14 protein-coding genes are annotated in these 12,353 nt (G+C 60.1%); 9 read left to right on the forward strand and 5 right to left on the reverse strand.

Going from position 1 to position 12,353, the window contains the following annotated elements; translation table 11 throughout:
• Positions 1-75 precede the first annotated feature (75 nt).
• Positions 76-654 (forward strand): adenylate kinase, encoded by a 579-nt coding sequence (locus tag ALC15_RS19735; protein ID WP_050628690.1) that lies wholly within the window; start codon positions 76-78, stop codon positions 652-654.
• A gap of 121 nt (positions 655-775) precedes the next feature.
• On the opposite strand, the gene ALC15_RS19740 is transcribed toward ALC15_RS19735, so the two are convergent.
• The gene (locus tag ALC15_RS19740) at positions 776-1,036 is read right to left on the reverse strand and encodes a hypothetical protein (RefSeq protein ID WP_050628691.1); all 261 of its coding nucleotides are present in this window, start codon (positions 1,034-1,036) and stop codon (positions 776-778) included.
• Positions 1,037-1,448: 412 nt separating this feature from the next.
• Between ALC15_RS19740 and ALC15_RS19745 the strand changes: the two genes are divergently transcribed.
• Positions 1,449-3,443 carry a cache domain-containing protein gene (locus ALC15_RS19745; protein WP_050628692.1) on the forward strand — a complete coding sequence of 665 codons (1,995 nt, stop codon included), beginning with the start codon at positions 1,449-1,451 and terminating at the stop codon, positions 3,441-3,443.
• A gap of 46 nt (positions 3,444-3,489) precedes the next feature.
• Here ALC15_RS19745 and fixJ read toward each other — a convergent pair whose 3' ends face one another.
• The 4 genes from fixJ to ALC15_RS44185 all read right to left on the reverse strand — a co-directional run bounded on the left by fixJ (position 3,490) and on the right by ALC15_RS44185 (position 6,757).
• Complete coding sequence (gene fixJ, locus ALC15_RS19750) at positions 3,490-4,098, reverse strand: response regulator FixJ (RefSeq protein ID WP_050628693.1); 609 nt, start codon at positions 4,096-4,098, stop codon at positions 3,490-3,492.
• Positions 4,095-5,525 (reverse strand): PAS domain-containing sensor histidine kinase, encoded by a 1,431-nt coding sequence (locus ALC15_RS19755; protein WP_050628694.1) that lies wholly within the window; start codon positions 5,523-5,525, stop codon positions 4,095-4,097. Before ALC15_RS19755 ends, fixJ begins: the two co-directional genes overlap by 4 nt.
• Before the next feature lie 323 nt (positions 5,526-5,848).
• Positions 5,849-6,205 (reverse strand): hypothetical protein, encoded by a 357-nt coding sequence (locus ALC15_RS19760; RefSeq protein WP_094193976.1) that lies wholly within the window; start codon positions 6,203-6,205, stop codon positions 5,849-5,851.
• A 405-nt stretch (positions 6,206-6,610) separates the two neighbouring features.
• Positions 6,611-6,757 (reverse strand): hypothetical protein, encoded by a 147-nt coding sequence (locus tag ALC15_RS44185; RefSeq protein ID WP_157860918.1) that lies wholly within the window; start codon positions 6,755-6,757, stop codon positions 6,611-6,613.
• A gap of 147 nt (positions 6,758-6,904) precedes the next feature.
• On the opposite strand from ALC15_RS44185, the gene ALC15_RS19765 reads away from it, so the two are divergent.
• From ALC15_RS19765 to ccoP, 7 genes are all read left to right on the forward strand, one after another.
• Positions 6,905-7,654, forward strand: coding sequence for a CBS domain-containing protein (locus ALC15_RS19765; RefSeq protein ID WP_050628696.1), 750 nt, complete (start codon positions 6,905-6,907; stop codon positions 7,652-7,654).
• Positions 7,655-8,075: 421 nt separating this feature from the next.
• Complete coding sequence (locus ALC15_RS19770; RefSeq protein WP_050628697.1) at positions 8,076-8,303, forward strand: hypothetical protein; 228 nt, start codon at positions 8,076-8,078, stop codon at positions 8,301-8,303.
• 98 nt (positions 8,304-8,401) lie between these two features.
• On the forward strand, positions 8,402-8,899 hold the full coding sequence (locus tag ALC15_RS44190) for a hypothetical protein (protein ID WP_157860919.1): 498 nt from the start codon (positions 8,402-8,404) through the stop codon (positions 8,897-8,899).
• A 26-nt stretch (positions 8,900-8,925) separates the two neighbouring features.
• Entirely contained in the window at positions 8,926-10,548 is a 1,623-nt protein-coding gene (gene ccoN, locus ALC15_RS19780; protein ID WP_050628699.1) for a cytochrome-c oxidase, cbb3-type subunit I, read from the forward strand.
• 8 nt (positions 10,549-10,556) lie between these two features.
• Positions 10,557-11,291, forward strand: a complete 735-nt coding sequence (gene ccoO / locus ALC15_RS19785; RefSeq protein ID WP_050628700.1) for a cytochrome-c oxidase, cbb3-type subunit II — start codon at positions 10,557-10,559, stop codon at positions 11,289-11,291.
• Between the two features lie 10 nt (positions 11,292-11,301).
• Positions 11,302-11,466: a cbb3-type cytochrome c oxidase subunit 3 gene (locus ALC15_RS19790; protein ID WP_050628701.1), complete on the forward strand. Its 165-nt coding sequence runs from the start codon at positions 11,302-11,304 to the stop codon at positions 11,464-11,466.
• Between the two features lie 6 nt (positions 11,467-11,472).
• Positions 11,473-12,345 (forward strand): cytochrome-c oxidase, cbb3-type subunit III, encoded by an 873-nt coding sequence (gene ccoP, locus ALC15_RS19795; RefSeq protein ID WP_050628702.1) that lies wholly within the window; start codon positions 11,473-11,475, stop codon positions 12,343-12,345.
• Positions 12,346-12,353: the final 8 nt, after the last annotated feature.

Below are 12,353 nucleotides of genomic sequence, written 5' to 3' on the forward strand. Positions count from 1 at the left end.
CGCGTAGGTCCGAACTGCCGCAGCCGAACGCATCGGGCAAAATATCTGACTATCGCTATCGAAGGAGAAACGAGAGTGAGACTCGTGTTGTTAGGGCCCCCCGGGTCCGGGAAGGGAACTCAGGCGGTCCGCTTGGCGAAACAGTTGGACATTCCTGCATTGTCGACGGGGGACATGCTGCGCGCTGCTGTCTCGGCAGGGACACCGGTTGGCATGCAGGTGAAAGCGACCATGGAACGCGGTGAACTCGTTCCCGATAAGCTCGTCGTCGCCATAGTTGCCGAACGTATTCGCCGTCCCGACGCGAGATTCGGATTTATTCTGGATGGTTTTCCACGCACCGTTGCCCAGGCCGAAGCGCTGGACGATCTCTTGCAGGCGGACCGTCTTAGGCTTGACTGGGTATTGCAGTTGAAAGTCGACGAAGCATCGCTTCTGGGACGCATTCTCAACCGAGCAACCGAAGCGATGGCCAGCGGCAATGTGAGGGCGGATGATAACGAAGCCGCGCTGAGAGTTCGTTTGGCGGAATATCGTGCACAAACTGAACCGCTGATTACCTACTACCGCGCACAGGGAATTCTGAGGGACGTCGACGGCTTGCGATCGATGGACGAGGTGACGGCATCGCTCAACGAAGCGCTTGATGCGTGAATGGTATCAAGCGCGAACTAGATGAAGCGGGTCGGCGGGAACGGCCCGCGCCACATGAGACCGAGATACGTGATGGTTCCGGGGGAGCTGCCGCTTCAGCCGACGAGTTGCCTCATACAAATCATGCCGATGCGACGAGCTGACACGCTTCGTCGATCTGATCGTCTGGAACCATGCCGAACTTCCTGAGCACAGTGGTCTTGCGCTCTGGGTAGCCGGTGCTCACCAATGCGACGGCGCCGGCATGCCCGATAGTTTTCCAAAGATGCTTCGCGTGCTCTATCGCTGAGGAAGGAGTAGCGCACTTGAGCTGTTGACCCGCGACCAGCTCCTGATCGGCGCGATCATACGGTATAACAATAAAATGGGTGATTTCATCCATGGACGTTCCTCCGAGAATATTTTCCGCTGATCACGAAACGATCGAGAAGAGCAGGCGGTACTGCAAAACTCGCGTGCCGACAGATCTCGCCGTGATCACTCTTATGATTTTAATGCTATGAGCGAATTCGCGAGCAGATATTGACTTAACTCAACGACCCGGCTTCGGCGGCCAGCAGCCGATGCTGCGCGGAAAAGTTGGCCGGTGAGGCAGCGTCCTGGAGAGATCCAGGTAATAGCGGAGCGCCTCGATATTCTGCGGGATGCCGGATTCCGATAGGCGAGTTTACCGACCTTACATTTGAGCCAATAGATACTCCGCTTCATGGCACGCGCCTCGGATGCGCGCAGTCCCAGCGATACCATGCACGGCCAAAGCCGGGGCGCCTGATCAAATCTGGTGATACTGCAGAATGAAGCTAAGAATCTCTCTTGCACATCGCATATACGCGATCATTGGACTCAGCTTTTGCGGACTACTAGGCCTCGCCGTCACGCAGACAGGCAACCTGGCGACATCATTGCGCGAGCAACGTCAGAGCGAGCTGAAACATCTTGCAGAGGTCGCGTTGAGTATCGCCCGCGAGGAGCACGAGGCGGCGGCGCGGAACGTCGTATCCGACAGCAAGGCTCGCGAGAATGCCGCAGCCAGAATTGGAAAGCTGAGGTACGGGAATGGAGATTACTTCTGGATCAACGATCTCCGTCCTGCCATGATCATGCACCCAATCAAACCAGAGCTGGATGGGCAGGATCTGCGCGACATAAAGGATCCTGCAGGCAAGAGGCTTTTCGTCGAGTTCACTGAGGTCGTTAAGCTCAAAGGCCAAGGCTTTGTGGACTATCAGTGGCCGAAGCCTGGGAAGGATGCTCCTCAACCCAAGCTATCGTACGTCGCCGGCTTTCTGCCTTGGAATTGGGTCATTGGGACCGGTGTCTATATCGACGATCTCCAAGCTCAGATATGGGATCAAGTTCGGAGTGTGCTGATAGTTGCTGCAGTAATCCTGATCACTCTAGGCGCAGTGACGCTGTTGCTTGCCAGGCGCGTCTCTAGGGCGCTCCTGGCGATGACCAGCGGGCTGAATAGATTGGGTGAGGGCGACTTCGATATGAAGCTCCCTGGCATCGGCCGCGGAGACGAGCTGGGCGATATGGCGCGCTCGATCGATCAGTTCAGGGTCAAGGCTGCCGAAAAGGCGCGCCAAGAGATTGAGCAAGATCACGAAAGACGACACCTCGCTGAGATCGCCAAGGCCAGGGCACTGCAAGACATGGCGGAGAATGTCGAGAGTGCGACGAATGTTGCGGTCGGAGAGGTCGCTGCCGGCACGGATCGGATGGCGAGGAACGCATCAATGATGACCGACACGGCGATGACCCTGGAAAGAAACAGCAGCAGCGTCGCGGCGGCGGCTGAGGAGGCGTTGACCAACGCGCAGACCGTGGCGAGAGCTTCATCGCAGCTTGCTGCGTCTATTGCGCAGATCGCCGACCAGGTAGGAGCGTCACGATCATTGACGTTGGAGGCAGTGACCGCATCAACGAAAGCTCAGGCGACGATGAGCAAGTTGTCGGAGGCTGCGTCGAAGGTTGGCGTGGTAACAAATCTGATCAGCGAGATCGCTGGCCAGACGAACCTCCTGGCATTGAACGCGACGATCGAGGCCGCCAGGGCAGGCAGCGCAGGCCGGGGATTTGCCGTCGTCGCCGCGGAGGTCAAATCGCTTGCGGAGCAGACTGCAAGAGCGACCAGCGAAATTGCGCAGCAGATCTCCGAGATCCAGGAAGCGACCCACGCTTCCGTGATGTCGATGTCTACGATCGGCGAGGTCATTCGGAATGTCGAAACGGTGTCTTCGACGATCTCGTCGGCGATTGAAGAGCAGAACATAGTTACCGCGGATATCTCGCGAACGGTTGCGGAAACGTCGCATGCCGCGCGCGAGGTCGCGTCGCAAATTGCGTCCGTTTCGGCTGAGGCAACGGAAACGGGGCGCCGAGCTGCGGAGATCCGCGATGGCTCCATGACCATATCGGAAAAGGTAGACGAATTGCGCGCTACTCTCATCCGGGTCATTCGCACCTCCACTTCCGACGTGGATCGTCGGCATTCCTCCCGGCTGGAGCTGCATTGTCCTGGCAACCTGTTGCTTCGAGGTGAGAGAAAGCCAGTCCGTGTTCGAGACATTTCGCTCGAGGCAACGCTCATCGAATGTGCGTTACCAAATGCGGAGATCGGCGAACCAGTTCGACTAACAATTGATGGGATACCGGTCGAACTCGTCGGCGCCATTGCTCGTAAGGACCACGAGACCGCGCTCATTAGCCTCGATCTGGCTGGCGATGCGAAACAGAGGCTAAGTTCGTTACTTTCGACAAGGCAGCCTATGATGGCCGTGGCCTAAGCCAGTGGCCTTCGTGACCCACCGCGCTGCCGCCCACAAAGCATGTCTAGAGGCCCGCGGCGATGGCGATCCGCATGAGTTCCGACATGCTTCGGACATTGGTCTTGGCCATCAAGTTGGCCCGGTAGACCTCGACCGTCCGCGGGCTGATGCCGAGGTCGTGGGCGATCACCTTGTTGATCTTCCCTGCCAATAGCCCCCTGAGAACGTCGCGCTCGCGCGGCGTAAGGTCGACGAGACGAGCCTCGGCCTGGCGCTTGGCGGCGTCGTCCGCCGGTTTGGCCGGCTGCGTCTCCAGGGCATCGCGGATTGAGCGCAAGAGGACCTCATCCTCAAACGGCTTCTCGATAAAATCGACCGCGCCGGCCTTCATTGCCTCGACCGCGAGCGCGACATCGCCATGGCCCGTCATCAGGATAACGGGACACGCTACTGCGTCGGCCTTGAGCTTGCGGACCAGTTCGAGCCCGGTCATGCCGGGCATGCGGATATCGGATACGACGCAGTCGACCGCGCCGCTCCCCAATTGATCGAGAAAATCAGCCGCCGTCTCAAAAGCCGTCACGGCAAAGCCGTTGACGTCGAGGAGAAACGCGAGTGAATCCCGCATCGCGGGGTCATCGTCGATAACAAGGATTGTGCGACGCATCGTCATGCTTCTTCTCCATCCTCCGCAAACGGGAGGGTAAACTGAAAAACCGTGCCGCCGCCGGCATTCGGCGACGCAACGATGCGTCCACCGTGTGATTCGACAATCGTCCGGCAGATCGAGAGGCCTACGCCCATACCGTGTTCTTTCGTCGTGATGAATGGCTGAAACAAGCGGTCTGCAATATCAGGGCTGATACCAGGGCCCGTGTCGGCGACGATGAATGTCGCAACGCCATCCGTCTTGGTGACTCCGACCGTCAGCTCGCGGCGTGGACTGGAAGCCATCGCCTCGATCGCATTGCGAACCAGATTCAGCACCACCTGCTGAATCTGGATCTTGTCGACGATGATCGGCGGTATGTCACGGTCGCTGCGGATCGTCACCCGGACCCCTTGCTCCTTGGCACCAAGCAGCGCCAGCGCGACGGCCTCCTCGAGGAGCGTGACCGGGCTCTCCACGGAGTGCTGTGTTTCACCCTTGGCAACGAACTCGCGCAGGCGCTTGATAATGTCGCCGGCCCGCAGAGCCTGCTGTGCGGCGCGCTCGAGCGCGTCTCGAATTCGCGTCGCGTCCGGCATCTCCGGGACCAGTAGCGCCTTCGCGCCGCGCATGTAGTTGGTGATGGCTGACAGCGGCTGGTTGATCTCATGAGCGATGGACGATGCCATCTCGCCCATTGCGGTCAATCGCGATACGTGGACCAGCTCCGATTGCAGTTCCTGGAGCCGCCGCTCCTGCGCACGGCGTTCGGTGAGATCCCGGATAAAGCCGGTGAAGAAGCGCTCACCGCGTACTTTGGCCTCGCCGACGGCGAGTTCCATCGGAAAGGTCGAGCCGTCACTTCGCTCTCCGACCACGATGCGGCCGATGCCGATGATGCGTCGCTCGCCAGTTGTAAGGTAGCGTTCGAGATACCGGTCGTGCTCGCCGCGGTAAGGCTGCGGCATCAGGCTCGAAATGTTCTTTCCGATGACTTGGTCCGTTTTCCAGCCAAATAGACGCTCGGCCGCCGCGCTGAACGAACGAATGCTGCCGTGGTCGTCGATCACGATCATGGCGTCAGGGACCGTATCCAGGATCGACTGCAGATGGGCTTGGCGATTTCGGGCCTGATCGCTCTCCCTCATCAGCCGGTCACCCATGAAGCCAAGGATCGGACCAAGGATTGCAAAGCAACCGATATCGATCAGATTTCCGGGCTCGGTCACCAAATCTTTGCCCAGAAATTCGGCGCTGATGAGGAGGCAGAGAAGCGTGGTCAGGATCGCCGGACCGCGGCCACCGGCAAAAGCGGCAAACAGCACGGCAGGAACATAGATGATCGTGAAGGTGCGATCCTCGAAATAGTTATTCATGCCCGCGCGCATCGCAAATACGAGGGCGGCCGCTGCCGCGGCAGTGCCATAGCGGTACCAGATGCTATCGGACATATTCCCCCGGGCAAAGCCCTCGAACCGTTCGACATTACAACGTTCGAGCGCTGGAAGCCACTGGCCGCTCGGCCCAACGCGGTAGCGGCCTAACCTATCTGGCCCAAGGGCGCCAATGCGTCGGCTGCACCACGATGCGCTCAGCGGTCCCTGACTTTACCCAGCCACCCAAGGTGCGACGGCAGGGAAAGACGAGCTTGTGAATGGCGTTGCCTTCGATGACGGCGAGCTCAAGGTCTCGATCGAAGGGGGCGACGGCGACCCCCTCCCATGTCTCGCTGGCGCCGGCCTCCGGGCGCTCTGGAGCATCGCGTGCTGGCACGTCAGGCGACCTTCTGAGCCGTTTGGTCGGCGCCACCGGTCCGTCGTCCAAACAGGTTGAGCTCGATGATACCGAGCGAACGCGCGGTCTCGATCGCGTACGTTGCATCCTGTGCGGTGCGCGCCGTGACGCCTTTGGTCCAGTCCTGCAGAGCCGTGATCTTCTCTGCCACTGAGGCGGTGGAGTAGAACTTGCGGAACAGCTCCCAAGCTTCGTTTGATTCGATCTGGATCTGCTCGAACCAATGCTGGTTCGCCTCGATCAGCTTTTCCGAGAATTCCGACTGGACGGTCATCGCCCGATTTGCGGTGCTTTGGATGGCGTCGGCGATGGGACGGGTTTCGCTACGGTCTGTCATATTCGACGTCCTTCGTTGAGGGAGGTTCTGCTTCCCATGCCGACGGCGCTTGTGTGTTGATATGTGTCAACTCGATAAGCACCCAGCCTTCACCCGCTGGCCAACAACCTAAGCTCGCTTGGATCCGACAACCGCACCGGTTCTCAAGTTGATGAAATGGACACCGTCGCACGCTGCGCAGGAGATCGAATGCAGATCGTCCGCTGCGGCTTCGGATGCGTCGCCGGGAAGCAAGCCCTGAACTCGATCACCGGTATTTGGACACAAAAATAGAACTGGGCGCCACGCCCCTGAGTCTGCCATTTGCACGATCCCGACGAATGACAACTGTCTAGCGGCAGCGCACCGCTCCGCATTGATGCAGGTCAACCATTTCGGGTGGGCGGACCAGCCGGCACGCGCGGGCTAAAAGGGCCGGCGGCGACGGGATGGCAGGTTGCCTGATCTTGCAGGCTGCCTGAGCAGGGGGCGCCGTGCCTGCCGGGCCATTCGGGCGAAGGTCACGACAACGATCGCGACGACGCCGATCGAGGCAAGCAGGTTCTGCAGCATGATTTTCTTCTCCTGATGGCATGGTCATATCTCAGACCAGGAGTTGCTGTGCCTTGATCTCCGTCAACCGCAAGCGTTGAGGAAGATCAAAGCGAATGGATCGATTTGATGTCAGCTTGCTGCCCGGCCTTGAAGGGAGAACGGCAGATGCGCGCACATCAGATCATGGCGAGACATGTCATCACGGTCGGAACCGAAGCGTCGATTCTCGATGCCGCCAAGTTGATGATGGATCACCATATCAGCGGCTTGCCGGTGGTCGATGCGGCCGGAAAGTTGGTCGGCATCCTGTCGGAAACTGATTTCTTGCGCCGGAGCGAGATCGGTACGCAGCGCAGCCGTCCTCGCTGGCTTCGATTCCTTCTCGGCTCGGGGAGCGCAGCGACGGATTTCGTCCACGAGCGCGGGCGGAAGGTCGGAGAGATCATGTCGTATGATCCCATCACCGTGACCGAGCAAACGCCTCTGCCGGACCTGGTTGAACTCATGGAAAAGAAGAGCATCAAGCGGCTGCCTGTGATGCGCGATAGGCAGCTCGTGGGCATTGTTACACGTTCTGATCTGCTGCGGGCGGTTGCATCTGTCGCTCACGAGATCCCTGATCCCACGGCGGATGACAAGCACATCCATGATCGCATCGTGCGTGCGCTTGACGCGGCGAACTGGTGCCCGCTGGGACTGCAGGTCTCGGTGCGCAACGGCGTGGTGCATCTTCGCGGGATTATCATGGACGAGCGAGCAAGGCAGGCGGCCATCGTTGCCGCGGAGAATGCTGCCGGCGTCAAGGAAGTGCACGACCATCTGTGCTACGTCGACACCTATTCCGGGTTCTACATCCAGTCAGCCGAAGACGAGCGGGCGGCTGCCGCAAAAGCAACGCGCGAGACGGCAAGTTGACCATTCGCCTCGTATACGTGCTGATTCCCTTGGCTGTGATCACGGCAATCGGTGCGGATACCCTGGGGGTAGCTGCAACGCTGCTCACGATCTGCGTGATCGTGGGCTTTGCGGTTGCGGCGTCGGCATGGACCGTTAGCGGCGGTACGGCATGGCCGCCGTCAGCCCGACCGCCATCCCCCGACGAATAATCTCTCCGCAAATAGAGCAACCTGATCCGTCATACCCGTCGATCTCTCCCGCCTTCATCGCAATAGAACTATCTCGGCACTCATGGACGGGAGTTCCGCGGGGACGGCGCGTGATTTCGATGCGTTGCTCGCGATGCGAGATCTGCATTCCGTTGCGGCAGATCAATGCGGGATCCTCGCCTCAATAGCAGCATTAGCGATCAAAGGATCAGCCCGTATGCGAGGGTGCCATGCCATCATTTGACATTCGTTTCATCAAGACCGTTTGCGACGACACCGGCCATGAACATCGCGCCTGCCAGGCGGCGTTCAAAGTCGATGCTGCGTCGCTCTCCGCCGCGGCGCAGCTGGCCGAGGCCGACTTCTGCAGACAGAAGGGTATCCGCGATTGGACGATCTTCGCGGATTCCATGGAGCTTCGCATGCCGTCAGCATCAGCCACCGCGTGGGGCGGCTGATCATCCAGACGACACGTCAACCGGTCTGACGGCGCTTGATCCATGTCAATCAACGTTCGCGGCGATCCACTTAAAGCTTGGCCGAAAGAGGTGCGGAAATGGCCGATCGACCAGACAGCAACAGCTCGCCACAATTCGAGAGTCTCCTAAGCCGCTTGCGAGCGTTTCTCAGCCGACAACGCGAATTCGATCTGATGAGCGCGCGGGAAGTCGATGAGATTGCCCACGAGCTCAATCTTCCTACGTCGGATCTTCGAGCTCTCGCCCGCCGCGGGGGCTCTCCCGAGCTGCTGAAAAAGCGTCTCGAGCATGCAGGCTTGTCGGAAGAAGCGCTCGCATTATCGAACAGCGATGTGCTGCGCGACCTGCAGCGGGTGTGCGGCCTTTGCCGCGAAACGGCGCGCTGTGCCGCGGATATTGCGCGCGAAAGGCGAGCCAGTCCGGCCAAATACTGTCCGAACGAATTCACCCTGGTCGCGCTGACCCGCGACGTCAGCGTAGAGCGGCGTGGCGCGGGTATTGATGCCGATCAAGCGGCCGCCCGCGAGATCGTGATTTCCATGGCGTCATCGCCCCCAAAGAAAGCCTCCACATGACAAGTCCACCTTCTGTTGCAAAGTCCATGACGATGGGTGAGGCCGGCTTGGCGTCGGGGCTCGCGGTCTTTGCGTTCGTTAGCCTTCTCGGCGCGGCAATGGGGCACGACACGGCGTTCAGCTTCCATGCGGCGCTTGCTTGCGTCGCCAGTCTGGTTTCCGTGGTTGTGATCGGCAATCGCTATCTCGATCGTCCGGCCGAACTGCCGCCGGCGGAGATCGGTGGACGCCCCAACTATAATCTCGGACCGATCAAGTTTGCCTCCGCGATGGCGATGTTCTGGGGCATCGCCGGCTTCACCGTGGGTTTGATCATCGCAACGCAGCTAGCGTGGCCAGTGCTCAACCTCGATCTGCCGTGGACGACGTTCGGCCGGCTGCGGCCGCTGCACACGTCTGCCGTGATCTTCGCCTTCGGCGGCAATGTCCTGATCGCGACCTCGTTCTATGTCGTGCAGAAGACCTGCCGCACGCGCCTCGCCGGCGACCTCGCGCCCTGGTTCGTGGTGGTAGGCTACAACTTCTTCATTCTGATCGCTGGCACCGGCTATCTGTTGGGCGTCACGCAGTCGAAGGAATATGCCGAGCCGGAATGGTACGCCGATCTCTGGCTGACGATCGTCTGGGTGACCTATCTGCTCGTGTTCCTGATGACGCTGGTGAAGCGCAAGGAACCCCACATCTTCGTCGCCAACTGGTTCTATCTCGCGTTCATCCTCACCATCGCGGTGCTCCATCTCGGCAACAACCCCGCATTGCCGGTCTCCTTCCTCGGCTCGAAGTCCTATATCGCCTGGGGCGGCGTGCAGGACGCGATGTTCCAGTGGTGGTACGGCCACAATGCGGTCGGCTTCTTCCTGACCGCCGGCTTCCTCGCGATCATGTATTACTTCATCCCGAAGCGGGCTGAGCGTCCGGTCTATTCCTACCGGCTGTCGATCATCCATTTCTGGGCGCTGATCTTCCTCTACATCTGGGCCGGCCCGCATCATCTGCATTACACGGCGCTGCCGGACTGGGCGCAGACCCTCGGCATGACCTTCTCGATCATGCTCTGGATGCCGTCCTGGGGCGGCATGATCAACGGCCTGATGACGCTGTCGGGTGCCTGGGACAAGCTGCGCACCGACCCGGTGCTCAGAATGATGGTGGTGTCGGTCGCCTTCTACGGCATGTCGACCTTCGAAGGCCCGATGATGTCGATCAAGGTCGTCAATTCGCTCAGCCACTACACTGACTGGACCATCGGGCACGTGCATTCGGGTGCGCTTGGTTGGGTCGGCTTCGTCTCGTTCGGCGCGCTCTACTGCCTGGTGCCTTGGCTGTGGAATCGCCAGCTTTACAGCTTGAAGCTCGTCAACTGGCACTTCTGGATCTCGACCATCGGCATCGTGCTTTACATCTCCGCGATGTGGGTGTCGGGAATCCTGCAGGGCCTGATGTGGCGCGCCTACACCTCGCTCGGCTTCCTCGAATATTCCTTCATTGAATCCGTCGAGGCCATGCATCCCTTCTACATCATCCGTGCCGCCGGCGGCGCGCTGTTCCTGGTGGGGGCCCTGATCATGGCCTTCAATCTCTGGATGACGGTCAATGCCGGCCAAGCCAGCGAAACCGAGGGGGCCGGTGCCCTCCAGCCTGCCGAATAGGTTAGCCAATGTCCCTCTGGAATCGACACAAGGTCTTTGAGAAGAACTCGATCATCCTGATCGTGGGCATTCTCGTCGTCATTGCGATTGGCGGGCTCGTCGAGATCACGCCGCTGTTCTACCTGAAGAGCACGATCGAGGTGGTCGACGGTGTGCGGCCCTATACGCCGCTCGAGCTTGCCGGCCGCAACATCTATGTTCGCGAGGGTTGCTATCTCTGCCATTCGCAGATGATCCGTCCTCTGCGCGACGAGGTCGAGCGCTACGGCCATTATTCGCTCGCTGCGGAGAGCATGTACGACCACCCGTTCCAGTGGGGTTCGAAGCGCACCGGACCGGATTTGGCGCGCGTGGGCGGCAAGTATTCTGACGATTGGCACGTCACGCACCTGATCAATCCGCGGTCGATTGTCCCGCAATCGGTGATGCCCGGATATCCTTCGCTGGCAAAGACGGAACTCGATCCGTCCGATATCGTGGCCCATCTGCGGACGAGCCGCGCGGTCGGCGTGCCCTATACCGAGGACCAGATCGCCAACGCGGTGGCCGATCTGAAGGCGCAGACCGATCCTGACAACCCCGGCTCGGACGCGTTCCAGAAGCGCTATCCGAAGGCCCTGGTCCGCAACTTCGACGGCAAGGCCGGCAATCCGACCGAACTCGACGCGCTGATCGCCTATCTGCAGATGCTCGGCACGCTCGTCGACTTCAAGCTCTACAACGAAAAAGCCAATTTGCGCTGAGGTGACGAGCATGAAAGCGATCATTCAAATCGAGAGCTTGGCATCGAGCCTGATCAGCACGCTTTGGACGCCGATCTTCGTTGGAATCTTCATCGCCATCGTCGGCTACGCGCTTTGGCCCCGCAACAGAACCCAATTCGACGCCGCGGCCCGCATGCCGTTGCGTGAGGACTGACCGATCATGAGCGAGCACGACGAGATTGACCGCGTTTCCGGCCGCAGCACGACCGGCCATGAGTGGGATGGCATCAAGGAGCTCAATACGCCGCTGCCGCGGTGGTGGGTCCTGACGTTCTACGCCACGATCATCTGGGCGATTGGCTACTGGGTCGTCTATCCGGCTTGGCCGCTGGTCTCAGGCTACACCACCGGCCTGTTCCAGTATTCGACCCGCGCGAGTGTCGTCACCGACCTTGCCGATCTCGAGAAGCTGCGCGGCGAAAAGATGGCGGTGCTCGGCAACGCGTCGCTGGCCGACATCGAGAAGGATCCGGCCCTGCTGGCGTTGGCCCGCGCGCGTGGCAAGACCGTGTTTGCCGACAATTGCGCGCCCTGCCATGGCAGCGGCGGCGCCGGCGCGAAAGGGTATCCCAACCTGAACGATGACGACTGGCTGTGGGGCGGCTCGCTCGACCAGATCATGCAGACGATCCAGTTCGGTGCCCGCTCCGGACACGCAAAGACGCACGAAGGGCAGATGCTCGCGTTCGGTCGTGACGGGGTTCTGAAGAAGGACGAGATCGTCACCGTCGCCAATTATGTTCGCTCGCTTTCCGGCCTCTCCACCGCGCCGAAGTTCGACGCCGCTGCAGGAAAGAAGATCTTCACCGAGAACTGCACGAGCTGCCATGGTGACAACGCCAAGGGTAACCCGGAATTCGGTGCGCCGAACCTGACCGACAAGATCTGGCTTTATGGTTCCGATGAGGAGACGTTGGTCGAAACTATCACCAATGGACGTGCGGGCGTCATGCCGGCCTGGGTCGGCCGCCTCGACCCGGTCACCGTCAAGGCGCTGGCGGTCTATGTGCACTCGTTGGGTGGTGGCAAGTAGCCGACGCC

Source organism: Bradyrhizobium viridifuturi, assembly GCF_001238275.1.
GTDB classification, from domain to species: Bacteria; Pseudomonadota; Alphaproteobacteria; order Rhizobiales; family Xanthobacteraceae; genus Bradyrhizobium; species Bradyrhizobium viridifuturi.

What these genes read in the sequence shown, in the direction of transcription:
- ALC15_RS19740 (WP_050628691.1), bottom strand. Translation starts at nt 1,036, where the DNA reads ATGGATGAAATCACCCATTTTATTGTTATACCGTATGATCGCGCCGAT.
- ALC15_RS19745 (WP_050628692.1), top strand. Translation starts at nt 1,449, where the DNA reads ATGAAGCTAAGAATCTCTCTTGCACATCGCATATACGCGATCATTGGA.
- fixJ (WP_050628693.1), bottom strand. Translation starts at nt 4,098, where the DNA reads ATGACGATGCGTCGCACAATCCTTGTTATCGACGATGACCCCGCGATG.
- ALC15_RS19755 (WP_050628694.1), bottom strand. Translation starts at nt 5,525, where the DNA reads ATGTCCGATAGCATCTGGTACCGCTATGGCACTGCCGCGGCAGCGGCC.
- ALC15_RS19760 (WP_094193976.1), bottom strand. Translation starts at nt 6,205, where the DNA reads ATGACAGACCGTAGCGAAACCCGTCCCATCGCCGACGCCATCCAAAGC.
- ALC15_RS44185 (WP_157860918.1), bottom strand. Translation starts at nt 6,757, where the DNA reads ATGCTGCAGAACCTGCTTGCCTCGATCGGCGTCGTCGCGATCGTTGTC.
- ALC15_RS19765 (WP_050628696.1), top strand. Translation starts at nt 6,905, where the DNA reads ATGCGCGCACATCAGATCATGGCGAGACATGTCATCACGGTCGGAACC.
- ALC15_RS19770 (WP_050628697.1), top strand. Translation starts at nt 8,076, where the DNA reads ATGCCATCATTTGACATTCGTTTCATCAAGACCGTTTGCGACGACACC.
- ALC15_RS44190 (WP_157860919.1), top strand. Translation starts at nt 8,402, where the DNA reads ATGGCCGATCGACCAGACAGCAACAGCTCGCCACAATTCGAGAGTCTC.
- ccoN (WP_050628699.1), top strand. Translation starts at nt 8,926, where the DNA reads ATGACGATGGGTGAGGCCGGCTTGGCGTCGGGGCTCGCGGTCTTTGCG.
- ccoO (WP_050628700.1), top strand. Translation starts at nt 10,557, where the DNA reads ATGTCCCTCTGGAATCGACACAAGGTCTTTGAGAAGAACTCGATCATC.
- ALC15_RS19790 (WP_050628701.1), top strand. Translation starts at nt 11,302, where the DNA reads ATGAAAGCGATCATTCAAATCGAGAGCTTGGCATCGAGCCTGATCAGC.
- ccoP (WP_050628702.1), top strand. Translation starts at nt 11,473, where the DNA reads ATGAGCGAGCACGACGAGATTGACCGCGTTTCCGGCCGCAGCACGACC.